Genomic DNA, 25,122 nt, shown 5'->3' with positions numbered 1-25,122 from the left:
CTAACCGGAGGCGCCACCGCTTCGTCGCCGGGCCAGCCGCGCGCCCAGCTCGCGCACCACGGTGACCAGCAGGTCCACGTCGGGTTCGGTGGTCCGCCAGTTCACGATCGCGGGCCGCAGGGCCACCACGCCCCGGTACACCGTGGTGCCCGCGTACACCCGCGCGTCCTCGACCAGCGCCTCGCCCAGCCGGCGGTTGAGCCCGTCCAGCTCGTCGTCGGGCACGCCGGGCGGCCGGTAGCGGAAGCAGACCACGAACAGCGTGATCGGGGCCAGCAGCTCCAGGTCCGGCGACTCGGCGATCCGGCGGCCCAGGCGCAGCACCAGGTCCAGGTGCCGCTCCACCATCGCGCGGTGGCCCTCCCGGCCGTACGCGCGCAGCGCCGCCCAGATCGGCAGCGCCCGCGCGCGGCGCGCCGACTCCGGGCTCAGCGTGTTGGAGTTGACCGACTCCCCGTCCGGCTCGGGCAGGTACGGGGCGAGCCCGTTGCCGAAGGTCCGCGCGAGCAGGTCCCGGTCGCGCACGAACGCGAAGCCGCTGTCGTAGGGCGCGTTGAGCCACTTGTGGCCGTCGGCGGCCACCGAGTCGGCCCGCCCGACCCCGCGCACCAGGTGGGCCGTGCGCGGGGACAGCGCGGCGAACAGGCCGAACGCGCCGTCCACGTGCAGCCACGCGCCGTGCCGCCGCGCCACGTCGGCCATCTCGTCGAGCGGGTCGTAGTCGCCCGCGTTGACCTCGCCCGCGGTGCCGACCAGCACGGCCGGGCCCGCGTCGGCCAGCTCCCGGTCCAGCGCCGCGACGTCCAGCCGGCCCGCGTCGTCCCGGGTGGGCGTGCGCACGTGGTCGCGGCCCAGGCCGAGCACCTGGAGCGACTTGCGGGTGCTGGAGTGCAGGTAGCCGCTGGCGAACACCGGCATTCGAGGCAGGCCGGCCAGGCCATCTGCGACCACGTCCACCCCGTGCTGCCGCGCCCACCACGAACGGGCGCACGCCAGGCCGACGAGGTTGGCGAGCGTCGCGCCGGACGTGAGCACCCCGCCGTACCCGCCGGGCAGGCCGAACAGCTCCTTGAGCCACCGCAGCACCACCGCCTCCGCCCGGGCGGCCAGCGGCGAGCTCAACCACACGCCGCCGGCCTGGTCGAGCAGGGACACCACCCAGTCCGCGGCCTGCGCGGCCGGGGTCGCGCCGCCGACCACGAGGTGGAAGAACCGCGGGCCGGACGAGTGCGTCGCGGCCGGCACGCCCACCCGCAGCAGCTCCGCCACCGCGGCCACCGCGCCGTCCCCGGACTCCGGCAGCGGGCCGTCGAGGTCGTCGAGCAGGTGCGCGTGCGCGGCGTCGCGGACCGGCAGGTCGGGCAGCGCGTCCAGGTAGGGGCCCGCGGCCCGGGCGACCAGCCCCAGCGCCTCGGCCGCGTTCACCCGGTCATTCAGCGGATCACCCATTCGTGGCAGGGTAGACGGCGGTGGCGCGACGCGGGCGGTTCCCGGGGTGCTGCTGCTGTACGTGGGCGGCGTGGTGGCGGTGTAGACGGTGATGGCGCGACGCGGGCGGTTCCGGGGGCGGGCGGTGGACCCCGGGGTGGACGCGTTCCTGGGCATCCGGTACGCCGAGCCGCCGTTCGGGCCGCGGCGCTTCGCCGAGCCCGTGCCCGTGCCCGTGTCCGGCGGGCACACCGTCGACTGCCTGGAGTTCGGCCCCATCGCGCCGCAGGCCGCGCGGCTGCCCGGCGCGCCGGTGTGGCGGCCGGGCGACGAGGACGTGCTCAGCCTCAACGCGTGGGTGCCGAAGCGGGGCGACGGGCTGCCGGTGCTGTTCTTCGTCCACGGCGGGGCCTACACGTTCGGGTCGTCCGCGCAGCCCGACTTCGACGGCACCGCCCTGGCCCGCGCGGGGCTGGTGGTGGTGACGTGCAACTACCGGCTGGGGTTCGAGGGCTTCGGGCACGTGCCGGGTCGGCCGGACAACCGCGGGCTGCTCGACCAGCGGGCCGCGCTGCGGTGGGTGCGGGACAACGTCGAGGTGCTCGGCGGGGACCCGGGCAACGTGACCGTGGCCGGGCACTCCTCGGGCGCCGCGTCGGCGCTGTTCCTCGCCGCCGAACCCGGCCTCGTGCGGCGGGTCGTCGCGCACAGCCCGCCCAACCGGGTGTACGCGCCGTCGTTCGCCCGGCGGGTCGCGCGGTGGGTCGACGCCTCCACGCCCGAGTCGGCCGTGACCTCCGCCGCCCGGCTGGCCGACGCGCAGCGCACCGGACCGCTCGGCCACGACCGGGTGCTGTTCGGCCCGGTGGCCGACCGCCTGCCCGTGCCGCCGCCCGAGGTCGACCTGCTGCTGTGCCACACCGACCACGAGTACGGCCTGTTCGAGGCGGTGGGCTCCTTCCGCCCCGCCCGCACCGAAGCCGCCCTGCGCCGCTTCGCCCGCGACTGGCGCATCCCGGACCACGTGGTGACCGCCTACCTCGCGCTACCCGGCCCGCTCCCCGGCGCCGACACGCCCCCGCCCGACGCCCACGTGCTCCTGGCAGGCGACTTCGTCTACGGCGAGCCCACCACCCGGCTGTTCGAAGCCCACCCCCGCGCCCGACTGGCCCGCTTCACCCGCCCGCCGGCCCGGCACAACGCCGACCTGCCGTTCTGCTTCGGCAACCTCCGCGGCGCCGACTTCCTCATCGGCGGCCCACCCGACGCCGAGGCCCACGCCCTGTCCCGTCGCGTGCTCCGCTCGTGGGTCGACTTCTGCGCCACCGGCGACCCGGGCTGGACCGGCACCCACCACTGGGGGCCCCCGACCACCCCGCGCCGCACCCCGTGGCGAGGCGTCCCCCTCCCCCCGCTCCTGGATCCCCCCGTCACCCCACCCGACCCGCGCGTGCCCCGGTGCAGAACTCGCGGTGCCTGAACGCGGAACTCGCGGTGCCTGAGCGGAGGACACGCGGTGTCTGAGTGGAGGACACGCGCGGGATTACACGTGGGGGTGGGGGTCAGCGCTGGTCTTCGCGTTCGCGGCGGACGGTCACCTTGCGGCCCTTAATGGTGGCGCCGCGTAGGGAAGCGATCACCTGCTGGGCGGCGCCCTCGGGGACCTCGACCAGGGAGAAGCGGTCGGCGATCTCGATCGCGCCGATGTCGCGGCCGTTGAGCCTGGCCTCGCCGGCGATCGCGCCCACCAGGTCCTGGGGGCGGATGCCGGCGCTGCGGCCCGCGCCCACGAACAGGCGGGTCATGCCGGCGGTCGGCCGGCGGGAACGGCGCTCCCGGCGCTCGCCGCCGGCGGCGTCCCGGCCGCGGCGGTCGCCGGACCTCGGCACGTACTCGGGGATCTCCTCCTCGTCCGCCGCCGCGCCGGTGGCCTCGTGCGCGAGCTTGACCGCGGCCAGCGCGACCATCATCACGTCGAACTCGTCGGCCAGCGTCTCCACCACGACCCGGAAGCCCTCCAGGTCGTCCTCCAGCAGGCTCTCGTGCAGCGCGGCGCGGGTCAGCTCCAGCCGGCGGGCCCGCAGGTCGGCGATGGTGGGCACCTTCTCGACCTGGATGCGCTGCTTGGTCACCCGCTCGATGGTCTTGAGCATGCCGTGCTCGCGCGGCTCGGCGAGGGTGATCGCCACGCCCTCGCGGCCCGCCCGCCCGACCCGGCCGATGCGGTGCACGTAGGACTCCGGCGCGGACGGCACGTTGTAGTTGACCACGTGGGTCAGCTGCTCGACGTCCAGGCCGCGGGCGGCGACGTCGGTGGCGACCAGCAGGTCCGCCGTGCCGTTGCGCAACCGCGCCATCACGCGGTCGCGCTGCTCCTGGCTGATGCCGCCGTGCAGCGACTCCGCCCGGTAACCGCGGCCGTTGAGGGTCTCGGTGAGCTGGTCGACCTCGTCGCGGGTGCGGCAGAACACGATCGCGGCGGTCGGCGCCTCCACGTCCAGGATGCGGCCCAGCGCGGCCGGCTTGTGGGCGCGCGGCACGACGTACGCGCTCTGCCGCACCCGCGGTGCCTCGCCGGGCTCGGTCTGCTCGCGGCCGATGGTGATGCGCACCGGGTCCTTGAGGTGCCGCCGGGCCAGCCGGTCGATGTGCGGCGGCATGGTGGCGGAGAACAGCACGGTCTGCCGGTCGGCCGGCGCCTCGGACAGGATCGAGTCCAGGTCCTCGGCGAAGCCCATGTCGAGCATCTCGTCGGCCTCGTCGAGCACGACGACTTCCAGCTTCTCCAGCTTCAGCGTGCCCCGGTTGAGGTGGTCGACGGCGCGGCCCGGCGTGGCCACCACGACGTCCACGCCCTGCTCCAGCACCCGCAGCTGTCGCCCGATCGGCTGACCGCCGTAGATCGGCAGCACCCGCGCGCCCAGCTCGCGCCCGTACCGGTGCACGGCCTCGGAGACCTGCACCGCCAGTTCGCGCGTCGGCACCAGGACGAGGGCGAACGGCGCCCGCTCGGTCCGCCCGCCGTCGCCCATCCGCTCCAGCACGGGCAGCGCGAACGCGGCGGTCTTGCCGGTGCCGGTGGCGGCCTGGCCGAGCAGGTCGCGGCCCTCGGTGAGCGGGGCGATGGCCTCGCGCTGGATGGGGGTCGGCTCCTCGTAACCCAGGCCGGCGAGGGCGCGGAGCAGTTCGGGGCGCAACCCGAGGTCGGCGAAGCTGGTCCGGTCGTCGGGCTCGTCACTCATGTGGTCAAGTTTCGCTGATCGCCCCGGAAGCGCTCGGCGAGGGGTGCGCGGTGCGCGGGAGGGTGACGGCGGACCGGTGCGGACGACCGTGGTTAAGCGGTTAAGGTGAGCGCGTGGCGACGGTCCGGTGGGGTGTGTTGGGCGCGACTTCGCACATCGCCGGGCGGGTGCTGCCCGCCGTGGCGCGGGTGCCCGGGTGCGTGGTGGCGGCCGTGGCCGCCCGCACCGGCCGGGTCGAGGCGGCCACCGAGGTGGCGCGGCGGTTCGGGGCGCGGGTGCACGACGGGTACGAGGCGCTGCTCGCCGACCCGGGGGTGGACGCGGTCTACGTCGCGCTGCCCAACTCCGGGCACGTGCCGTGGACGTTGCGGGCGCTGGGGGCCGGCAAGCACGTGCTGGTCGAGAAGCCGATGGCGATGTCCGAAGAGGACTGCGCCCGGATCGGGCGCGCCGCGGCCGGCCTGGTGGTGATGGAGGCGTACATGTACCGCTTCCACCCGCAGCAGGCGAGGGCCGCGGCGCTGCTCGCGTCCGGTGAGATCGGCGAGCTGAGGGTGGTGCGGGCGGCGTTCGCCCACCCGACCCCGGTGGAGGGCAACATCAGGTTCGACCCCGCGCTCGGCGGCGGTGCCACGTGGGACGTGGGCTGCTACGCGTTCGACGTGCCGCTGTGGGCGTTCGGGGCGGAACCCCGGCGCGTCTGGGCGCGCTTCCACGGCGACGTGGTCGACCTGGGCGCGGTGGCCGCCCTCGACTTCGGCGACGGCCGGTCGGCGGTGCTGGACTACGGCCTGGAGTACGGGCCGCGCGCCTGGTACGAGTTCCAGGGCACGCGCGGGTCGGTCTCGGTGCGCAACGCGTGGACCACGCCGCACGAGGACGGCGTGATCACGGTGGTGACGCTCGACGGCGCGCGCGAGGAGGTCGTGCCCGCCGCGGACGCCTACGAGTTGCAGGTGGCGGCGTTCGTCGAGGCGATCCGGACGGGGGAGGAGCCGCTGGTCCCGCTCGCCCACTCCGCCCGGACCGCGCGGGTCGGGCGGGCGCTGGTCGAGGCGAACGCCGCCGGCGGGTGGGTGGAGCTGCCCCGTCCCTGAGGTCCGCCGTCCACTGTGGATGGTTCGACCGGGGGAAGTGCGGTGGGCGCGGGCCGGGGACGGAGGCGCTGCGCGCGGAGGTGTGGTGCGCGGAGGTGTTGTGCACGGAGTCGCGGGCCCGACCGCCCGGAAGCGACGGAGTCGGGCGCACCGCCGTCGCGGGGCGCCCGGCCGGTCCCGGTCCGCCGTATGAATTCGGCGGGTGCGGGGGCGCCGTCCCCGCACCGCGTTCGCCAACCCCGCCGGGCACCCGGCGGGCCGGTGGAAGGGGCCGTTCCGTGGCAACTCGCACGCCAACCCCCGGCAGCGCCGTGCTGCCGACCGCCAGGCCGGTGATCGGGCCGGCGGCCGAACCGGTGATCGGGCCGGCGGCCGTGCCCGTCGTGCCGGTGCCGCCCGGTCGCGCGGGAGGCCGGCCGTGATCGAGCCGCTGTCGCGCACCGGGCACGTCCTGGCGGTGCTCGCCGCCGTGCTGCTCGCCGCGCTGCTGGGCCGCCGCGCCGCGCGGGCCGCCCGCCAGCCCGAGGTCGTCGGCGAGATCCTCGCGGGCATCCTGGTCGTGCCCGCGGTGCTGCTGGTCGCCGGCGCCGACGGCCTGGCCACCGTGCTGCCCGCCGACGTGGCGGGCCCGCTGCGGACCGCGGGGCAGGTCGGCCTGGTGCTGTTCCTGGTCGGCGTCGCCCACGAGCTGCGCCACGGCGGCACGGCCGTCCTGGGCGCCCGCGCGGTCGGCTGGGTCACCGCGGGCTCGTTCGTGCCCGCCCTGCTGTGCGGGCTGCTCATGGCCGCCTGGGTGCTGTGGGTGGCCGACGACGGGGTGCGCGGCGACGCGCCGGCCCCGGCGCTGGTGCTGATGGTGGCGATCGCGCTGAGCGTCACCGCGGTGCCCGTGCTCGCCCGCGTGCTGGAGGACCGCGGCCTGACCGACAGCCCGGCGGGCCGGTTGGCCATGGCCGCCGCCGTGGTCACCGACTCGGCGGCGTGGGTGCTGCTGGTGGTGGCGGTCGGCGTGTCCGGCGGGCTGCTGGGCTCGGTGGCGCTGCTGGTCGCGGGGCTGGTGCTGCTGGCCGTCGGACGGGTCGCGCTGCGCGCCGGCGGGCCGACGGCGCTGGCCGCGCGCCACCCCCGCGCCGCGGCCGTCGCGGTGTCCGGGGCGGCCCTGCTGGCGGCGTTCCAGTTCGAGCACTGGGGGCTGACCGCCGTGTCCGGCGCCTTCGTCGTGGGGCTGGCCCTGCCGGGCGGGCCGTGGGCGGCGGTCGTGCGGCCGGTGGCGGCGCTCGGGCGGCTGCTGGTGCCGGTGTCCTTCGTGGTGGCCGGCATGGGCGTGGCGAACGCGCCGCGCGGCGCGGTGCCGTGGGCCGCGATCCTGGTCGCGCTCGCCCTGGCCGTCCTCGGCAAGGTCGGCGGCGGGTACCTCGGCGCCCGGCTGGCCCGCCAGGACCGGCGCACCGCGCTGACCGTCGGCGTGCTGGTCAACACCCGCGGCCTGACCGAGATCGTGGTGCTCCAGGCCGGGTACAGCGCCGGGCTGCTGTCCGTGCGGCTGTTCCTGGCGCTGGTGGTGATGGCGCTGGTCACCACCGCGATGACCGGCCCGCTGCTGTCCCTGGTCGAGCGCCGGGGCGCGGCCGCGCCGGCGCCCGCGCGGTGAGCGGTGGTCGCCACCGCCGCGGTGGCGACCACCTCCCGTTCAGCCCACGCAGGCCGGCCCCTCCGCCGGGGGCGGTGCCGGGGCCGACGTGCCCGGGTCGGCGAGGAAACCCCTGGTGAACTCCCGCACGGCCGCCGGGTCCACGGCCAGGGCCATGCCCTGCCCGGTCTCGACCGCCTCCGTGGTCGGGATGGTCGCACCGCGCACCGCGCCGCCGCCGGCGAGGAGCCCGGCGAGTTCCAGCGGGTCCCAACCCGGGTCGGTGCGCACGGTGCGCCGCACCACGGCACCCAGGGCGGCCAGTCGTGCCGGGTCGTCGCCCGCCACCTTCCCGGCCAGGGCCCGCAGGAACGCCTGGTGCCGCACCACGCGGTCCAGGTCGCCGTTGGGCAGGCCGTGCCGCTGGCGCAGGAACGCCAGCGCGTCCGCACCGCCCAGCGTGCTGGTCCCCGCGGGCAGGTCGAGGCCCGAGAACGGGTCGCGCGCCGCCTCCCGCAGGCACACCTCGACCCCGCCGACCGCGTCGACCAGCTCGCCGAACACCGCCATCGGCACGGTCGCGTAGTGGTCGACCGGCACGCCGGTCAGCTCCGCGACCACGCGCACCGCCGACTCCGCACCCGCCCGGTCGGCGTCCTGGCCCGCGGCCGCCGCGGCCTGGTGCGCCGCGTAGTAGACCTGGTTGAGCCTGCCGGCGCCCACGCCGGGGACGTCGACCCGGGTGTCGCGGGGCAGCGAGAGGAAGCCGACCGAGCCGTTCGCGCCGACCCGGGCCAGCACCACGGCGTCCGGCCGCGCCCCGTCGTCCAGCCCCAGCAGCAGCACGGTCCGCGCGGTCGGCGCCGGCTGCTGCCCGGCGGTGGCCGGCGCGGCGCCCCGGTCGCGGTCCACGACCAGCGGGACGGCCACCGCGACGGCGGCGGCCGCGGCGGTCAGCGCGGTCGCCGCGAACAGCGCGACCGGCCGGCGCCGGCGGCGGCGGGTCCGCAGCGCGGCCAGCACCTCGCGGGGGTCGACGGCCTGGTCGGCCTCGGCCTCGACGGCGGCGCGGATCAGGGCTTCCTGCTCGGTCATCGCAGCACCTCCGTCGGGGTGTTCCGGTCGACGCGCAGCTTCTGCAGCGCGCGTGAGATGTGGCTGCGCACGGTGCCCTCCGTGCAGCCGAGGATCCGGGCGATCTCGGCGTCGGTGCTGTCCTCGTAGTAGCGCAGCACCACCGCGGCCCGCTGCTTGCGCGGCAGCACCGCGATCCGGGCGCGCATCGCGTCCCGCTCGGCGTGCCGCACGGCCGGGTCGTCGGTCACCGGGCCGACCTCGACCAGCGCCGCGTGCGTGGCGGACACCTCGCGCGCGGCCCGGCGGCGGCGCCACGACAGGTAGTCGTTGGTGACCATGCGCTTGACGTAGAGGTGGGGCGCGTCCATCACCCCGATCCGGTCCCACCGCCGCCCGGCCCGCAGCAGCACCTCCTGGACGATGTCCTGCGCCAGGTGCCGGTCGCAGGTCAGTGCCGTGGCGTAGCGCAAGAGCCGGTCAAGGCGCTCGGTGACGAACCGGTCGAAGTCGTCCTGCACGTCGCCCCCTTCTGCCGTCGTGTCGGTTGCGGTCGGGAAACCCCGCTGCCGGCGCCCGGCGTTGAACGGACGTGCGGTGATCCGGGTCACATCGCGGGCGTTTGCCCCGGGGTGGTCGGGGTAGTCGCCGGTCATGGACCACGAGCCCCGCAACGACCCCGAGCAGGAGTACGACGACGCCAGCCGCGCCTCGCTGGACGAGGGGGCCTCCGGTCCGCTCGACGGCATCGGCAACCCGGCCGGGCGCAGCGACACCGGTTCCGCGCACCCGGAGGCGAACCCTACCGGCAACATCGGCATCTCCGACTACTCGGCCGCCGACGACCCCGATCGCGGTTGAGCCCTGATCGTGGTCGGGTCTGATCCTGGTCGGGTCTGATCGTGGTTGAGCCCGAGCGCGGTCGGGCCCGAGCGGGATCGGCCCGGCCGCGGTCGAGTTCGCGGGTGGGCTGGAAAAAGGGATCCGCCGCGCATCCCGCGATGCGCGGCGGATCGGTACTCAGCGTGCCCGGGTCGGGTCAGCCCTCGTCGTTGTAGTCGTCGTGGTTGGTGTCGATGTCGTAGTCGACACCGTCGTCGGAGCTGGCGTCGACGTCGTAGTCGGCGTCGTCGTCGGAGGCGCTGCTCTCCTCGTGGTCCGAGTAGGAGCCGTCGTCGCCGGCGTACTCCTCGTCCTGCCCGTAGTAGCTGCCCCAATCGGAGGTGAAGGACCCCTGCTCGTGGTTGTAGGCGCCGTTGTCGCCCGCCCAGCTCGTGAACTCGAAGAAGTAGGCGTAGTCCTCGCCCACGCCGGAGTAGACGCCGTCCGTGCCGGCGCCGTCCGGGCCGGCCACGCTGGTCGAGCTCTCGTACGACACGTCCGGATCGGCCGAGGCCAGGCCGGCCGCGCCCACGAGCAGCGGGAGCGACAGCGCGCTGATGGCGATGAGGCGAGTCAAGTTGCGCATGGGGAGACCTCCTAGGTGTTGTGATCACCATGCGAAACGATCGTTACCCCTGGTCGGCCCACATATCGCCGAGGTAGACCCATCGAGTGGTGCGTGTTTGAACGGCGTTAAGTGCGGTGAACTGCTGTTATCACATCACGTGTGCAAAATGCCCTCCCTGTGAGTGAACACGCCGAGGATTCCCACTTTCGTGGGCAGGGCGCTTTTTTTCGGCGTTCGAGGCGGCGGCTGAAGGGTTCTTCAGGTTGGTGCAGGAGGGGTTCAGGTTCGTCGGGCACGGTGGTGTTCCCGGTGCCGGTGCCCTTCCCGCGGTCGACCGGGTTCGAGTGGGGGGACGGTGCGGGAGGGGGGCGGTGGGGCGTTGGTAGGCGTCCTGCCGGGGTGCCCGTCTTGCCGACGGGTGCTCGCCGGGGTGCCCGTGCCGCTGGGGGGCGGTCGACGGGTGCGTGGCGCGGGCGGGTTGTCGTGCGGCAACCCGCCCGCGCTTGACCGCTCGGCTGTTCCGCGCACCGGCTCGGATCGCGACCCGGCTCGGCGCTGCTTGGCCCGGCTCGGCGCTGCCTGCCCCGGCTCGGTCCTGCCCGGCGTGGCTCGGCCCTGCCTGACCCGATTCGACCCTGCCCGGTGTGGCTCGACCTGCTCCGGCTCAACGCGCCCAACCCGGGCGCGGCCCGACGTGCCTCCCGTGAACCGGGCCGTACCAGGCGCCCCTCGTTCTGTTATCGCTAACAAAACCCAAACGCGCAGCTAGCCCCCCTCTGACAAGGTTGTCATATGAGGCTGTTTGAGGCGCATAAATTCGGTGTTGAGCTGCACATCACTTGGCTGTTAGCGTTAACACACCTCCGCCGGGTACCTCAGCCCTCTTCCGTGCAGCGTCGCAGGGAGTGCAGACATGAGATCCACGCTCGTCCTCGCCACGACGGCGGTCCTGCTCGGTGCCGGCCTCGTGGCCGCCCCGGTGGCCACCGCGGCCGTGGTCGACACGAACGCCTCCTACGTCCTGGTCAACCGCAACAGCGGCAAGGCGCTCGACGTCTACGACCTCTCCACCGCCGAGAACGCGCCGATCGCCCAGTGGACGCGCAACGACGGTGCCTGGCAGCAGTGGCAGTTCGTCGACTCCGGCAGCGGCTACTACCGCCTGAGGTCCCGGCACAGCGGCAAGGTCCTGGACTTCGCCGACACCGCCGACCGCACCCGCCTGGTGCAGACCACCGACGCCAACCGCACCGGCCAGCAGTTCCGCCTGGCCGACTCGCCGGACGGCCACGTCCGGCTGGTCAACCGGGCCAGCGGCAAGGCCGTCGACGTGCTCGACTTCTCCACCGCCGACGGCGCGCAGGTCATCCAGTGGCCCGACACCGGCGGCACCAACCAGCAGTGGCAGCTCGTCAAGCTCGGGGCCCGGACCTTCACCAACCCGATCAAGCGCAACGGCCCGGACCCGTGGCTCCAGTACCACAACGGCTACTACCACCTGGCCACCACGACGTGGAACTCCACGATCACCATGCGCCGCTCCCGCACCCTGGCGGGCCTGGCGAGCGCGCCCGACCAGGTGGTCTTCACCCTGACCGGCCGCCCGAACGGCTGCTGCAACATGTGGGCCCCGGAGTTCCACCTCCTGGGCGGCCGCTGGTACCTCTACTACGTGGCCGGGCAGAACGTGCCCGACTACAACCCGACCCAGCGCCTGCACGTCCTGGAGTCCGCCGGTGCCGACCCGATGGGCCCCTACACCTTCAAGGCCGACCTGGGCAGCACCTGGGAGCTGGACCCGAGCATCCTCCAGCACAACGGCAAGCTCTACCTGATGGGCAGCGCCATGGACGGCACCCAGTCGCTCACCATCACCCCGCTGTCCAACCCCTACACGATCAGCGGGCCCCGCCGCACCATCTCCCAGCCCACCCTGTCCTGGGAGCGGCAGACCGGGGCGGTCAACGAGGGTGCCGAACCGCTCTACCGCAACGGCCGCACCATGATCGTCTACTCGGCCAGCGCCTGCTGGGGCCCGGACTACAAGCTGGGCCTGCTCACCCTGACCGGCTCCGACCCGCTCAACCGCGCCCACTGGACCAAGTCGCCCGACCCGGTCTTCCAGCGCAACGACGCGCACGGCGTGTTCGCCCCGGGCCACAACGGGTTCTTCAAGTCACCCGACGGCACCGAGGACTGGATCGTCTACCACGCCAACGACTCCGCCGGCGGCGGCTGCGACATGAACCGCTCCACCCGCGCCCAGAAGTTCACCTGGAACGCCGACGGCACGCCGAACTTCGGCACCCCCGTCCCGCTCGGCGTGGCGCTGCCCGCGCCGTCCGGCGAGCCCGCGTCCTGACCGACCCCCTTGCCGGTGGCCGGCGGTTCCCTCTCCCAACCGCCGGCCACCACCCCCTGCGGCCCTCAGGAGCTGTCCGACGATGCTGCAACGACGCACGTTCCCGGCCGGCGGGCTGTCCGCCGTCGCCCTCACCGCCGCCGGCCGCACCGACCCCGTCGGCACGGCCACCGACCGCGCGGACGCCACCTCCCGGATTGGCCACTGACATGCGCAAACCCCTCGCCGCCCTGGTCGCGGCCCTCCTCGTCGCCCTGCTGGCCACCCCACCGGCGCACGCCGCCGGTCCCGCACCGCACTACGTGATGACCGCGTTCACCAACAGCAGCGAGTCGAACATGTACGTCTACGACTCGCCGAACGCGACGAACTTCACCCTGGTGCGCGGCAACGCCTACCGGCCGCCGTCGGGGCTGATCCGGGACCCCAGCGTCATCCGGCACACCGACGGCTACTACTACATCGTTTACACCACCGGGTGGACCGGTGACACGATCGGGTTCGCCCGCAGCGCGGACTACACGACCTGGACGTTCCTGCGCAACGTCACCGTGGGCCTCAACGGCTCGACCGGCAGCACGTGGGCGCCGGAGTGGTTCCGCGACTCCGACGGCAGCGTGCACGTGGTCTTCTCGGCCTCCACCACCGGCACCGCCGGCCAGTTCCGGCCCTACCGGATCACCGCCACCAGCGCCGACCTGTCGGCGTGGACGTCGCCGGTCGCGCTGGGCATCCCGGCCAACTACATCGACAGCTTCCTGGTCAAGGTCGGCTCGACCTACCACAACTTCCTCAAGAACGAGACCACCAAGTACGTCGAGCACGCCACCGCCACCTCGCTCAACGGCCCGTGGCAGTTCGTCGGCACCGGCAACTGGGCCGGGTGGGGCTCGGGCCTGGAGGGCCCGGCCGTGGTGCAGCTGCCCGACGGCCGGTGGCGCGTCTACTTCGACCAGTACGGCGCGGGCCGCTACTACTACGCCGACAGCTCGAACCTGAACTCCTTCGGGGCCAAGGTGGAGCTGCCTGGCCTGTCCGGCACCGCGCGGCACTTCACCGTGCTGCGGGAGAACGCCGGCGACAGCACCGCCGTCGCCACCGGGAAGCGCTCCCTGCGGTCGGCCAACGCCACCGACCGGTACCTGCGGCACCGCAACAACCTCGCCTACGTCGAACCGGTCAGCACCGCGACCGACCGCGCGGACGCCACGTTCACCATCGTCGCGGGGCTGGCCAACTCGAACTGCTACTCGTTCCAGTCGGTCAACTTCCCGGGCTCCTACCTGCGGCACAACAACATGCGCCTGACGCTGGCCGCCGACGACGGGTCGGCGCTGTTCCGCGGCGACGCCACGTTCTGCGGGCGGGCCGGGCTCGCGGGCGGCGGCACCACGTCGTTCGAGTCGTACAACTTCCCGGGCCGCTACCTGCGCCACTACAACTACGAGGTCCGGCTCGACCTCAGGACCGGCGACGGCGCGTTCGCGGGCGACGCCTCCTTCACCGTCACCACACCCCTCGCCTGAACAGGAGCGACATGAACCGCACCGCACCACGGCGGCTGGTCCTACTGGCCGTCGCGTTCCTGACCGCGTTGGCGGGCCTGGTGGTGGCGCCCGCGCAGGCCGCGCCCGCCGTGCAGTACACCAACCCGATCGCCGACCAGCGGGCCGACCCGCACATCTTCAAGCACACCGACGGCTACTACTACTTCACCGCGACCGCGCCGGAGTACGACCGGATCGTGCTGCGCCGGGCCACCACGATCCAGGGCCTGGCCACCGCGGCGGAGTCGGTGATCTGGCGGCGGCACACCAGCGGCGAGATGGGCGCGCACATCTGGGCGCCGGAGATCCACTTCATCAACGGCCGCTGGTACGTCTACTTCGCCGCCGGGCGCGCCGACGACGTGTGGCGCATCCGGCCCTACGTGCTGGAGAACTCCAGCGCCAACCCGCTGACCGGCACGTGGACCGAGCGCGGCAGGGTCAACGTGCCGTGGGACACCTTCTCGCTCGACATGTCCACCTTCGCGGTCAACGGGGTGCGGTACCTGACCTGGGCGCAGGCCGAGCCGGGCATCTCCACCAACTCCAACGTCTACCTGGCCCGGATGGGCGCCAACCCGTGGCAGGTCACCGGCGCGGTCGCGCGGCTGGTGGTGCCGACGCTGGCGTGGGAGACGCGCGGCTACAAGGTCGCCGAGGGCCCGGCGGTGATCCAGCGCGACGGCCGGGTGTTCCTGACCTACTCGGCCAGCGCCACGGACGCGAACTACTGCCTCGGGATGCTGTCGGCGTCCGCGTCGGCGGACCTGCTCAACCCCGCGTCGTGGACCAAGTCGGCGACGCCGGTGTTCGCGAGCAACGCGGCGACCGGCCAGTACGGGCCGGGCCACAACTCGTTCACCGCGTCCGAGGACGGGCGCAGCGAGATCCTGGTCTACCACGACCGCAACTACCGGGACATCTCCGGCGACCCGCTCAACGACCCCAACCGCCGGACCCGCGTGCAGAAGGTCTACTGGAACGCCGACGGCACGCCGAACTTCGGCATCCCCGTCGCCGACGGCGCCACGCCCGTGCGGCTCAAGTCCTACAGCCAACCCGACCGGTTCGTCCGGCACTGGGAGTACCGGGCGCGGGTGGAGGCGAACGTGAACCCGCTGGCCGACTCGCAGTTCCGGGTGGTGGCGGGGCTCGCGGGCGCGGGCGCGGTGTCGCTGGAGTCGACCAACTTCCCCGGCTACTACCTGCGGCACCGCAACTACGAGCTGTGGGTGGAGCGCAACGACGGCTCGGCGGTGTTCCGGGCCGACGCGAGCTTCACCCGCCGCGCCGGGCTGGCCGACGCCTCGGCGGTGTCGTTCGAGTCCTCGAACTTCCCCGGTCGCTACCTCCGGCACAACGGCACGGTGGTCAACCTGGAAGCGGTCAGTGACGCCGCCGGCCGGGCGGATGCCACGTTCGTGTTGGAGTAATCCCTCGTAAGTGGGGCTTGTGCGGTCGGGTCGTGGGTAGTCACCCCGGGACGACAGGGAGGTGGGTTCCCATGACCCGACCGCACGACCAGGCCGGCGGCGAGGGACGCGTGGTGATCGGCGGCTTCCGGGAGTACGCGGACGCCGAGCGCGTGGTCGACCGGCTGTCCGACGCCGGGTTCCCGGTCGAGCACACCGCGATCGTCGGGCGGGGGCTCAGCAGCGTCGAGCAGGTCACCGGGCGGATGACCACGCTGCGCGCGGCCGGGCAGTCGGCCCTGTCGGGTGCGATCATCGGTGCCCTGTTCGGGTGGCTGTTCGGTGCTTTCAACTGGATCAACCCGCTGGTGTCCGGCTTGTTGCTGGCGCTCTACGGGGCGTTGTTCGGCGCGGTGCTGGGGGCGGTGCTGGGGGCGGCCGGGCACGCGATGACCGGTGGGCGGCGGGACTTCTCGTCGGTCGCGGGGATGCGGGCCGAGAGTTACGAGGTGCTGGTGTCGGCGCACTTGGCCGACGAGGCGAGGCGGTTGATCGGCGGCGCGCCCGCGCCGCGCGCGGACAGCCCCGCGCCGGCGCCCCGGCCCACTGCCTGAGGGGGAGGGCCGGGCCCGCCTCGGGGTCGCGCTTGATCGGCCCGCGCTCGCCTCGCTCCGGCTTGCCCCGCCTCGCGCCGCCTGCCTCGGGGTCTCGCCGCCCGGCCCTGGCGTCAAGCGGCCCGGAGTTCCGCCCAGACCACCTTGTGCTCGTACCGGCACTCGAAGCCCCAGTGCGAGGACAGGCGGTTGACCAGCACCAGGCCGCCGCCCGAAGTCGGCGTGTCCGCCCTGCCCAGCACCGGCAGCAGGCTCGGGCTGTGGTCCCGCACCTCCACGCGCAGCGTGCGCCCCCGACGCCGCAGGCTGACCAGGTAGGGTCCCTCGGCGTGCCGGTGCGCGTTCTCGATCAGCTCCGCCGTGATCAGGCCGAAGTCGGTCGTGTGGCGTTCGGCCAGGTCGGCGCCTGCCGCCCGCACCCACCGATCGACCTCGGCGGGCGACAGGACGTCGTCGACCACCGGGTCGGAGCCGGCACCGCCGAAGCCGTCACCGACGAGACCGCCGCCCGCCGGTCTCGTCGTGTTCATCGCAAGCACCACCCTCAACGCCCTGTCTGCTCAAGGCGCTGCGAGCCTGGTACCCGCGTCGCCGCGATCCCAAACCCGCCCGTCCACCGACTAGATTCGCGGCATGATCTTCGGCATCGCCGCCGTCATCCCGGCCCTGTTCTTCGTGGTCGGGGTGCTCCGCGACCGCAGGCGCCTGGCCAACGCCGTGTGGCTCGGCGTGACCCTGGTGCTCCTGCTGCTCTGGCTGCTCTTCCGCGCCGCCGCGCTGGAGGGGAGGGCGGAGGTGGCGGCCGGGTACGCGTTCGCGGTCGTGCTGGTCGGGCTCGGGCTCGTGCTGCCGGTCGCCCTCATCGCCAACGGCGTGCTGATGCTCAAGCGCGAGGGCTTCAAGCTCGCGAACCTCCTCTCGCTGCTCGCCGGGCTCGCGATCTTCGGCGTGGGCTTCGCCTTCGCGTTCGCCACCGCCCGCACCGGACCGCTGGTCGACGCGGTGATCGGCGCGCTGCTGGTCGTCGCGGCCTACGTGGCGTTCCTGTTCGTCAGCCTCCTGCTGTACTCGGTGGTCTACGGCAGCGTCGGCAGGCGGAGCGGGTTCGACGCGATCGTGGTGCTCGGGGCCGGGCTGATCGGGGACCGCGTGCCGCCGCTGCTGGCGAACCGGCTCGACCGGGCGCTGCGCCTGTACCGGCGGGAGGTCGGCGCGGGGCGCGAGCCGCTGGTCGTGGTCTCCGGCGGCCAGGGGTCCGACGAGGCCGTGCCGGAGGCCGTGGCCATGCGCGACTACCTGGTGCGGCGCGGGGTGCCCGAGGAGGCGGTGGTGCTGGAGGACCGGGCCACCACCACGCGGCAGAACCTCGGCTACAGCGCCGAGCTGCTGGCCGAGCGCGGCCGGTCGGGGCGCGCGGTGGCGGTGACCAACAACTTCCACGTGTTCCGCGCCGCCGTCCTCGCGCGGGGGCTGCGGTTGCGCATGCAGATCATCGGCGCGCCCACGGCGTGGTACTTCCTGCCCAGCGCCTTCCTGCGCGAGTTCGTCGCACTGCTGGCGCAGAACCCGGTCGCGCACGTGGTGACCTGCGGCCTGCTGGTGGCAGGGCACCTCGTGCTGGCCCTGACCTGACCCGGCGCCGGACCGGGTCAGACGCGGACGGTGAGCGCGGCGGTGTACCCGCTCGTCACGTCGCCGGTCACGTCGGCCAGCTGCTCGTCGTGCCCGTCGCGGAACACCATGTCGCGGTCCAGCGACGTCTGCGCCAGGTTGCGCACGCTCTGCACGTACCCGGTGGTGCCGTAGACGGTCCTGCACACCTGCTCGGGCAGGGCGAGCTGGGTGGTGGTGATCTTCGTGCCGGCCCTGGTCGCCTCGGCCAGGCTCGGGTAGACCTCGAAGTGGACGTGCGGCCACCGCCCGGAGTAGGCGGCGGGGAAGATGCTGGTGAAGGCGAGGTTGCCGGCGGAGTCGGCCTCCTGCACGCCGCGCAGGTAGTTCTCGCCGGTCAGCCCGTCGGAGTACAGCGAGTACCTGCCGTCGATGTCGCAGTGCCACAGGTACACCGCCGCGCCCGCGTACGGCGCGCAGCCGGAGCCGGTGTCCAGCACGGTCAGCTCGATGCGCAGCGGCACGCCCTCGGCGGTGCGGGACCCGGTGCCGAAGCTGGTGCGGATGTCACCGCGCACGATGCCGGACCGGGTGAGCACGTTCGGGCCGTTGGAGCCGTCGCCGGGGTAGGGGCCCGCGGTCTCCTCCGGGACCACGTCACCGCACTCGGCGGCGGCGGTCGTCGTGGTGGTGTTGCCCGTGGTGCTGAGCGTGCCGCCGGTGCCGCACGCGGTCAGCGAGGCCAGGCCCGCGCCGCCGAGCAGCGTCAGGGCCCGCCTGCGGGTCAGCGTGGCGAGGTCGAAGGCGAGTCCGCGGTCGTGGATCGGGGTCATGGCACCCACCCTGACCGCGCGGCCTGTGCGCGGGCTGTGCATCCCCTATGCGCCCGCCAACCGCTCCGCGAACCAGGTGACGACCAGCTCCGCGGTCCGGGCGAGCCCTTCCCGGTCCACGTCGTGCCCGACGCCGGGGTGCAGCACCAGTTCCGCTGGTCTGCCCAGCTCGCGCAGCCTGCGGTACATCCGCTCGGACTCGGCCGGGTCCACCCGCGTGTCGTTGAGCCCGTGCATGATCAGCACCGGGGCGGTCAGCCGGTGGGCGTGGGCCAGCGGGCTGCGCCCGGTGAGCACTGCCGCCTCGGCCGGGTCGTCGGGGTCGCCGATCCACTCGACCGCCCGCCGCCGCCAGGTCGGCGGGAACGACCGGATGTCGCCGACGAGGTCGGACGGGCCGCACTCGCTCACCCCGGCCCGCCACAGGTGCGGCAGCCTGGTCAGGCAGGACAGCGCGGCGAACCCGCCGTACGACGCGCCGTGCACGCCCAGCCGCGCGGTGTCCGCCCACGGCACCTCGTCCAGCAGCCGGACCGCGGCCTCCAGGTCGGCCAGGTCGCCGCCGCCCCAGTCCCGGTAGATCGCGCGCTGGTAGCGCATGCCGTACCCGGACGAGCCGCGGATGTTCGGCGCCAGCACGCCGATGCCCGCGGCCAGCAGCGACTGCACCAGCGGGTCGAACACCGGCAGCGCCTGCGCCTCCGGGCCACCGTGGACGGTCACCACCACGGGTGCGGGTGCGGTCGCGTCGGCCGCCGGCGGGCGGTAGAGCAGGCAGGGGACGCGGTGGTCGTCCGCGAACGCCGGGGACGCGCCCCGGCCGTCCGCGTGCACGACCTCCGGCGGCACCACCGGGCCGGGCAGCCGCGCGCCGCAGTCGGTGAGCTGCCGCGCCTCGTCGCGCGGCAGGTCCACCAGGAACAGGTCCGTCGCCCCGTCCGGGCGGCCGAGCTGCACCAGCAGTTCGCCGGCGGCGGTGAACCGGGGCGCGAACCCGCCCATGCCGAACTCGGTCACCGCCACCCCGCGCGGCAGGCACGTCACGTCCGCCGGCGGGCCGCCCACCCCGGCCCAGCGCAGCCGCGTGAAACCGCCCTCGTTCACGCCCCACGCCAAGCGCTTGCCGTCCGGGGAGAGCGCGGCGCCCTCGACGTCGTGGTCGGGGGTGTCGAGCCAGGTGGGGGTGCCGTCGAGGGGGATGACCGCCAGGCCGAGGAAGTCCCGGTCCGCGGTGGCGCACGCGTAGACGCCGGACGAGTCGGGCAGCCAGGCCACCGGGTGGTACTTCGCCGGACCGGTGGCGGGGGTCAGCCGCCGCACCGCGCCACCGCCGAGGTCGACGGTGAACAGGTCCTGGTCGGACTGCTGGTGCAGCCGCAGCACCAGCAGCAGCCGGCCGTCGGGGGAGAAGCCCATCGGCAGGTACCGGTCGTCGCCGCGCAGGGCGATCCGCTCCTCGCCGGTCCGCAGGTCGCGCACCAGCACGTCGAAGACCGTGCGGTCGCGGGCGTTGTCCGCGTAGGCGAGCAGGGTGCCGTCCGGGCTGTAGGGCTGCCCGGTGGTGCCGTACGGCGTGCCGATCTCGCACCGCACGCCCTCCCGGGCGACCAGCCACGTCACCGCGCCGGTGCCCGGGTCCACCTCGGCCAGCCGGTGGTCCTCGCCGCCGTCGGGGTCGGTGAGCACCAGCAGCCGCGCGCCGTCCGGCCGCCACGTGCAGCGGCCGACCGAGCCGGGCACCTCCAGCGGGCGGGCCACGCCGTCGTCGAGCACCCACGGCTGCGGTCGGCCGGTCAGGTCGCTCACGTACGCCACGCGCGTGCCGCCCGGTTCGGGTTCCGCGCCGGTCAGCAGCTCGAAGTCGGTCCAGCTCACTGGGCGGCCTCGCGCGGGGGTGTCTCGTGTTGGGGTGTGTCGTGTTGGGGTGTGTCGCGTTGGGACGCTCCCTGCTGGGACGCTTTCCTCTGGGGCGTCTCGCGCCGGGCCGCCTCCTCCCGGGCCGCCTCCCGCCGGGCCTCCTCCAGGCCGGCCGCCGCGATCGCCCGGTGCACCGCCGCGGCCGCGACCACGCCGCGCCGGAACCACCGCAGCTCCAGGTTCTCGTTCGGCGCGTGGTTGCGCTCGTCGACGTTGGCCAGCGGCAGGCCGTAGCACGGCACGCCCAGCCCGTCGGTGAACGCGGCGATCGGCAGGCTGCCGCCCAGCGCGGGCACGAGCACCGGCGGCTCGCCCAACCCGGCCGCCGCGCCCGCCAGCACCGCCTCGGTCCACCGGCTCTCCGGCAGCGTCCGGGACGGCTCCACGGTCGCACCCGCGACCAGCTCCACGTCGGGCGCGTGCACGGCCAGGTGCGCCCGCAGCGCCGCCAGCACCCGGTCGCCGCGCTGCCCGCCCACCAGCCGCACGTCGCACCGCGCCACCGCCACGTTCGGGATCACCGTCCGGTGCTCGGGGGTGTCCTCGCAGCTCAGGGAGTTGATGGTGAACGTGGGCGCGACCAGCCGGTCGGCGAAACCGCGGTCGACGGGTGGTTCCGGCGCGCTCGCGCCGATGTCGGCGAGCACGGCGGACAGCTCCACCGGCAGCCGGTCCAGCGCCGCCCGCTCACCGGGGCTCGGCGGCTCGACGCCGTCGGCGAAGCCCTCGACCAGCACCCGGCCGTCGGGGGCGCGCATGGTGGCCAGCGCGTGCACCAGCCGCCACGCCGGGTTCGGGGCGATGCCGCCCCAGTTGCCGGAGTGCAGCACGGCGGACGCGCCGCGGGCGCGCAGCTCGAACGCCAGCACGCCGCGCACCCCGAGCACCACCGAGGGCCGCCCGGACTCGTGCACCGGGCCGTCGCTCCACAGCACCAGGTCGGGCGGGTCGGCCGCGACGCGCTGCCGCACCACCGCCGGCAGGTGCGGGCTGCCGACCTCCTCCTCGCCGTCGAGCAGCACCGTCACCCGGCACGGCAGGCGGCCGGTCAGCTCGCGCAACGCCCGCAGGGCCAGCAGCTGCGCAAGGTGCTGGCCCTTGTTGTCGCCCGTGCCGCGACCGTAGACGCGGCCGTCGCGGAAGTCCGGGGTGAACGGCGGGCTGGCCCACTCGTGCAGCGGGCCCGGCGGCTGCACGTCGTAGTGGCCGTAGACCAGCACGTGCGGCGCGCCCGGCGGGCCGGGGGCGGTGCCGATCAGGGTGGGCCACCCGCCCGTGGGCACCACCTCGGGTGCCAGGCCGCTGCGGCGCAACAGCTCCGCCCCGTGGGCGGCGGCCCCGGCCATGCCCTCGCCGGTGCTGCTGACGCTGGGCTGCGCCACCCAGGCGGCGAGTTCGGCCAGCAGTTCCGCATCGTGGGCCCGCACCCACCCGGCCACGTCGTCCACGGCGCCCCCCAGCGATTTCAGTTGCTGCAATCGGTTGCAGTGAAGCAAATCACTTGCCAGGGCGGCAAGCGGCCGTTGGAGCTAGCCTCGGCAGGTGCCGGTCCTGCCCGTCGTCCCGCCCGACCAACCGGGGCGCGACGCCACTGTCGAAGAGCTGAAGGCCCTCGCCCACCCGCTGCGCTGGCGCATCCTGCGGCTGTGCCTGGACCGGGCGTGGACCAACAAGGAGTTGTCCGAGCGGCTGGGCGTGGCGCCGGCGACCGTCCTGCGGCACGTGCGCGCGTTGGTCAAAACGGACTTCCTGGTGGCCGAACCGGTGCGCAGCGGTGCGCGCGGCGCGTTGGAACGGCCTTATCGGGCGACCGGGCGCACGTGGGGGCTCGGCCTGGTCGACGAGGGCGGGGAGTTGGGCAGGCGGGTCGACTTGGCGGTGCTCGCCGCGCACCGCGCCGAGGTGCTGGAGGCTGGGCCGGGCGCCCAGCGCGAGACCATGCGCGGCGTGCTCCGCCTGGGTGCGGCATCCCAGGCGGAGTTGAAGGACCGGTTGGACGCGCTGTTGACGGAGTTCGCCGGGCGCGACGAGCCGGACGGCGAGGCGTTGAGCTACCTGTGGTCGCTGGCGGCCCGGCCCGGGGAGGGTGTGAGCGGGCTGATCGACCCTCGTCAGCCCTGAAGTACCCGCGCGTTGCCCAGGCGGTGCCGCCGACGCGGTCGAGGTCGGGATGGCGTGCGCCGAGTCGTGCCGCCGGGTGGAGACGCGGGTGGTGGTCTGTGGTCGTGAAATGCCACGTCCGGGTGCGAGCCCTTTTGCGCCGAGTCGGAACCCCGGACCGTTCTATTGAGAAAACCTCAGTATTCGGGCTATGGCGCAGATGGGCGGTTGCGATGCGTATGTCCGGACGAACCTGCGTCCACCGGGCTGAATTGCAACCGCGTCAGGTGCATGCTTGCAGCGGCACCTGCTGAAGGTGCGCATGCTGCGGATGTGTGCCCGAGGTGGCTGTGCGCGAGCCCCAACCCGAGCCCAAGGCGGACGCCGCGGATGAACCCGCTGCGGCTGGTGACTCCCTCAGGCCGGAGGAAGTCTTATCGGTGCGCAACGGGGCGAACGCCACTTCGATCTACGGAGGCGTGGTGCAAGCCGCAGCCGTGCATGGTGGCGTGCACCTGCACCAACCGGTATGGGACGAAATCGTGCCACGCCAGTTGCCTGCGACGGCACCGTGGTTCACCGGGCGTGCAGATGTGCTCGCGGCACTGGACCGAATAGTCGAAGGGTCCGCCTCCGTTGGAATCGACGATGCGTCGGATGGAGGTCGACACGCATCTTCCGGACTGATGCATGGAATTCCTCCTGTGGTATCGGCAGAAGATTCGCGCGGGGCGACCGTGGTGATCTCAGCCATCGGGGGCGCGGGTGGGGCCGGCAAGACCTGGTTGGCCCTGCGCTGGGCCAACCAGCGGTTGGACAGGTTTCCCGACGGACAGCTGTTCGTGGACCTGCACGGCTTCAGCCCGACGAGCCCTCCCACGACGCCGGAGGCGGCGGTGCGTGGCTTCCTCGATGCCCTGGGGGTCGATCCCTCTCGAATTCCGCCCGATCTGGAAGGCCAAGCCGCGCTCTATCGCAGCCTGGTGGTGAACAAGCGGATGTTGATCGTCCTGGACAACGCGGCATCCGTCGAGCAGGTGACCCCGCTGCTGCCCGGAGGGGCGTCGTGCACGGTACTGGTCACCAGTCGCAAGACCTTGAACGGCCTGATCACCCGGCATGGCGCCAGGCACGTCAGCTTGGGAATGCTCACCGACGGGGAGGCGCGCGAACTCCTGGAGAGCAGGCTGGGCGCCGCGCGTCTGGCCTCCGAACCGCAGGCGGTGGCCGAACTGCTCAAGTGGTGCCGAGGATTCCCCCTGGCCCTGGGGATCCTGGCCGGACGCGCCCACGCCCACCCGGCCCTCCCGCTCGTCGCGCTCACCGGTGAACTGCGAGAGCTGGGCGTGGAAGCGCTGGACAACGACGACGATCCCGCAGTCAGCCTCCCTGCCGTGCTCGCCGCCTCCTACCGGGCGCTGACAGCCGCCCAGCAGCAGGTGTTCAGCCTGGTCGGCGTTGCACCCGGGCCGGACATCGGACTGCTCGCCGCGGCCAGTCTCACCGGCCTGCCGCCGGTGAGGGCCCAACGCGTGCTGCGAACCCTGCAAGAAGCGTCGCTGCTGACGCAGGACGGGCGCGGCCGGTACACCATGCACGACCTGATCCGTGCCTACGCCACCACCGTGGCCCACCGGGACCTGCCTACAGGCGTGTGTGAGATGGCGCTGCGACGCGTAGTGGACTTCTACCTGCACACGGCCCACGCCGCTCACCGCGTACTGACTTCCCACGTGGCACTCGTGCAGCCGGATCCGCCCACGCCCGGCACCCGCCCGCACCCGGTGCCCGACGTGTCGGAGGCATTGGCGTGGTTCGACGGCGAGCGCGTCAACCTGCTGACCGCCCAGCGCGCCGCTGCAACCCGCCAATGGCACCGGATTGTGTGGCAGTTCGCCTGGGCGTCGGAGGTGTTCCACCTGCGACGAGGCCACCTCCACGACAGGCTCGCCATGTCGGAGGCCGCCGTGGACGCCGCTGCGCACCTACCCGACCCCACCGCTCGGATCCGCGCCCAGCGACTCCTCGGCAACGCTCACGCTCGGCTGAGGCGTAACGAGGAAGCGACCCGACACCTGCACGAAGCTCTCATCCTGGCGGAACAGCAGGACGATCTCGTCGAACAAGCGCACACCCACCGCCTGCTCGCCTCGGCTTGGGGGCAGCGGAAAGAGGACCAGCGGGCATTGGAACACGCCACGCGCGCGCTGGCCCTGTACCGGGCCCTCGGTCGGCCAGTAGGCGAAGCCAGCACGCTCAACCTGGTGGGCTGGTACACCGCTCACCTGGGGGACTACGAAATCGCCCGCACCTATTGCCAGGAATCCTTGAACCTGCACCGTCGTCATCAAAGCGGTGGTGAGGGAGCCTCTCTGGACAGCCTGGGCTGGATCGACCACCACACTGGTCATCACGCACGAGCTGTCGGTCACTACCGGCAGGCATTGGCCGTACGGCGCGAATTGGGCGACATCTACGGGGTCGCCGACACCCTCGACCGGCTCGGGCACCCTCATGCCGCTCTTGGTCACTACGACCAGGCTCGCGCGGTGTGGCGCAAAGCCTTGCGGCTGTACCAAGAGCAAGGTCGTGACAATGACGCCGAGCGAATGCAACGACAGCTCGACGCACTCGGTAGACCCGGCGGTGGCGGATCCACCGGAGCCGTGTCATAGGGAGGCTTGACTCAGGTCGAGTTCTCCTCCAGTTTTTCGGGATTAAATCACGAAAGGTTCGGTGGGCATGAACCTTCGAACGGGAAGTTCGGCAGGCTTCGCGTCCGGGTGGGTTGCCGGCAGGGACGGC

At 73.6% G+C, this 25,122-nt stretch carries 22 protein-coding genes; 13 read left to right on the top strand and 9 right to left on the bottom strand.

Annotated features, from left to right (window positions below; genetic code table 11):
• Positions 1–1,449, bottom strand: coding sequence for a pyridoxal phosphate-dependent decarboxylase family protein (locus EKG83_RS34085; protein ID WP_033433051.1), 1,449 nt, complete (start codon positions 1,447–1,449; stop codon positions 1–3).
• Positions 1,450–1,540: 91 nt separating this feature from the next.
• Here EKG83_RS34085 and EKG83_RS34080 point away from each other — a divergent pair, with 91 nt between their 5' ends.
• Complete coding sequence (locus EKG83_RS34080; RefSeq protein ID WP_084716764.1) at positions 1,541–2,908, top strand: carboxylesterase family protein; 1,368 nt, start codon at positions 1,541–1,543, stop codon at positions 2,906–2,908.
• An 82-nt stretch (positions 2,909–2,990) separates the two neighbouring features.
• On the opposite strand, the gene EKG83_RS34075 is transcribed toward EKG83_RS34080, so the two are convergent.
• Positions 2,991–4,670 (bottom strand): DEAD/DEAH box helicase, encoded by a 1,680-nt coding sequence (locus EKG83_RS34075; protein WP_033432981.1) that lies wholly within the window; start codon positions 4,668–4,670, stop codon positions 2,991–2,993.
• Positions 4,671–4,783: 113 nt separating this feature from the next.
• Here EKG83_RS34075 and EKG83_RS34070 point away from each other — a divergent pair, with 113 nt between their 5' ends.
• The 3 genes from EKG83_RS34070 to EKG83_RS34060 all read left to right on the top strand — a co-directional run bounded on the left by EKG83_RS34070 (position 4,784) and on the right by EKG83_RS34060 (position 7,418).
• Positions 4,784–5,767, top strand: coding sequence for a Gfo/Idh/MocA family protein (locus EKG83_RS34070; protein WP_033432980.1), 984 nt, complete (start codon positions 4,784–4,786; stop codon positions 5,765–5,767).
• 278 nt (positions 5,768–6,045) lie between these two features.
• Positions 6,046–6,189 (top strand): hypothetical protein, encoded by a 144-nt coding sequence (locus EKG83_RS34065; protein ID WP_153278641.1) that lies wholly within the window; start codon positions 6,046–6,048, stop codon positions 6,187–6,189.
• Positions 6,186–7,418: a cation:proton antiporter gene (locus EKG83_RS34060; RefSeq protein ID WP_084716763.1), complete on the top strand. Its 1,233-nt coding sequence runs from the start codon at positions 6,186–6,188 to the stop codon at positions 7,416–7,418. The genes EKG83_RS34065 and EKG83_RS34060 overlap by 4 nt, the downstream gene beginning before the upstream one ends.
• 39 nt (positions 7,419–7,457) lie before the next feature.
• Here the strand turns inward: EKG83_RS34060 and EKG83_RS34055 are convergent, their stop codons facing one another.
• Both EKG83_RS34055 and EKG83_RS34050 read right to left on the bottom strand, forming a co-directional pair.
• A complete protein-coding gene (locus tag EKG83_RS34055; RefSeq protein WP_051766374.1) occupies positions 7,458–8,492 on the bottom strand; it encodes an LCP family protein in 1,035 nt (344 codons plus the stop codon).
• Positions 8,489–8,992 (bottom strand): SigE family RNA polymerase sigma factor, encoded by a 504-nt coding sequence (locus EKG83_RS34050; protein ID WP_033433047.1) that lies wholly within the window; start codon positions 8,990–8,992, stop codon positions 8,489–8,491. Before EKG83_RS34050 ends, EKG83_RS34055 begins: the two co-directional genes overlap by 4 nt.
• Before the next feature lie 133 nt (positions 8,993–9,125).
• Here EKG83_RS34050 and EKG83_RS34045 point away from each other — a divergent pair, with 133 nt between their 5' ends.
• On the top strand, positions 9,126–9,332 hold the full coding sequence (locus EKG83_RS34045) for a hypothetical protein (RefSeq protein ID WP_033432979.1): 207 nt from the start codon (positions 9,126–9,128) through the stop codon (positions 9,330–9,332).
• Positions 9,333–9,510: 178 nt separating this feature from the next.
• On the opposite strand, the gene EKG83_RS34040 is transcribed toward EKG83_RS34045, so the two are convergent.
• Complete coding sequence (locus EKG83_RS34040; protein WP_033432978.1) at positions 9,511–9,939, bottom strand: hypothetical protein; 429 nt, start codon at positions 9,937–9,939, stop codon at positions 9,511–9,513.
• An 895-nt stretch (positions 9,940–10,834) separates the two neighbouring features.
• On the opposite strand from EKG83_RS34040, the gene EKG83_RS34035 reads away from it, so the two are divergent.
• The 5 genes from EKG83_RS34035 to EKG83_RS34020 all read left to right on the top strand — a co-directional run bounded on the left by EKG83_RS34035 (position 10,835) and on the right by EKG83_RS34020 (position 15,856).
• Positions 10,835–12,283 (top strand): family 43 glycosylhydrolase, encoded by a 1,449-nt coding sequence (locus EKG83_RS34035; RefSeq protein WP_033432977.1) that lies wholly within the window; start codon positions 10,835–10,837, stop codon positions 12,281–12,283.
• An 82-nt stretch (positions 12,284–12,365) separates the two neighbouring features.
• The gene (locus EKG83_RS49270) at positions 12,366–12,491 is read left to right on the top strand and encodes a hypothetical protein (protein ID WP_265590299.1); all 126 of its coding nucleotides are present in this window, start codon (positions 12,366–12,368) and stop codon (positions 12,489–12,491) included.
• Between the two features lies 1 nt (position 12,492).
• Positions 12,493–13,809, top strand: coding sequence for a glycoside hydrolase family 43 protein (locus EKG83_RS34030; RefSeq protein WP_033432976.1), 1,317 nt, complete (start codon positions 12,493–12,495; stop codon positions 13,807–13,809).
• Positions 13,810–13,820: 11 nt separating this feature from the next.
• The gene (locus tag EKG83_RS34025) at positions 13,821–15,263 is read left to right on the top strand and encodes a family 43 glycosylhydrolase (RefSeq protein ID WP_033432975.1); all 1,443 of its coding nucleotides are present in this window, start codon (positions 13,821–13,823) and stop codon (positions 15,261–15,263) included.
• Positions 15,264–15,334: 71 nt separating this feature from the next.
• On the top strand, positions 15,335–15,856 hold the full coding sequence (locus EKG83_RS34020; RefSeq protein ID WP_051766373.1) for a general stress protein: 522 nt from the start codon (positions 15,335–15,337) through the stop codon (positions 15,854–15,856).
• A gap of 113 nt (positions 15,857–15,969) precedes the next feature.
• On the opposite strand, the gene EKG83_RS34015 is transcribed toward EKG83_RS34020, so the two are convergent.
• Positions 15,970–16,386: an ATP-binding protein gene (locus tag EKG83_RS34015; protein WP_051766372.1), complete on the bottom strand. Its 417-nt coding sequence runs from the start codon at positions 16,384–16,386 to the stop codon at positions 15,970–15,972.
• Positions 16,387–16,489: 103 nt separating this feature from the next.
• Here EKG83_RS34015 and EKG83_RS34010 point away from each other — a divergent pair, with 103 nt between their 5' ends.
• The gene (locus EKG83_RS34010; protein ID WP_033432974.1) at positions 16,490–17,488 is read left to right on the top strand and encodes a YdcF family protein; all 999 of its coding nucleotides are present in this window, start codon (positions 16,490–16,492) and stop codon (positions 17,486–17,488) included.
• Between the two features lie 17 nt (positions 17,489–17,505).
• Here the strand turns inward: EKG83_RS34010 and EKG83_RS34005 are convergent, their stop codons facing one another.
• From EKG83_RS34005 to EKG83_RS33995, 3 genes are read right to left on the bottom strand one after another with little or no spacing between them, the layout of a single operon-like run.
• Positions 17,506–18,300: a dioxygenase family protein gene (locus EKG83_RS34005; protein WP_033432973.1), complete on the bottom strand. Its 795-nt coding sequence runs from the start codon at positions 18,298–18,300 to the stop codon at positions 17,506–17,508.
• 45 nt (positions 18,301–18,345) lie between these two features.
• Complete coding sequence (locus EKG83_RS34000; protein ID WP_033432972.1) at positions 18,346–20,175, bottom strand: S9 family peptidase; 1,830 nt, start codon at positions 20,173–20,175, stop codon at positions 18,346–18,348.
• The gene (locus EKG83_RS33995; RefSeq protein ID WP_228122322.1) at positions 20,172–21,695 is read right to left on the bottom strand and encodes a M20/M25/M40 family metallo-hydrolase; all 1,524 of its coding nucleotides are present in this window, start codon (positions 21,693–21,695) and stop codon (positions 20,172–20,174) included. Before EKG83_RS33995 ends, EKG83_RS34000 begins: the two co-directional genes overlap by 4 nt.
• A gap of 64 nt (positions 21,696–21,759) precedes the next feature.
• On the opposite strand from EKG83_RS33995, the gene EKG83_RS33990 reads away from it, so the two are divergent.
• Both EKG83_RS33990 and EKG83_RS33985 read left to right on the top strand, forming a co-directional pair.
• Positions 21,760–22,338, top strand: coding sequence for an ArsR/SmtB family transcription factor (locus tag EKG83_RS33990; protein ID WP_228122321.1), 579 nt, complete (start codon positions 21,760–21,762; stop codon positions 22,336–22,338).
• A gap of 419 nt (positions 22,339–22,757) precedes the next feature.
• A complete protein-coding gene (locus EKG83_RS33985) occupies positions 22,758–24,992 on the top strand; it encodes an ATP-binding protein (protein ID WP_228122320.1) in 2,235 nt (744 codons plus the stop codon).
• Positions 24,993–25,122: the final 130 nt, after the last annotated feature.

It is taken from the genome of Saccharothrix syringae (genome assembly GCF_009498035.1).
GTDB classification, from domain to species: domain Bacteria; phylum Actinomycetota; class Actinomycetes; order Mycobacteriales; family Pseudonocardiaceae; genus Actinosynnema; species Actinosynnema syringae.
The sequence above is the reverse complement of the archived record's forward strand: the minus strand, read 5'-3'. Positions and strand labels throughout refer to the sequence as shown.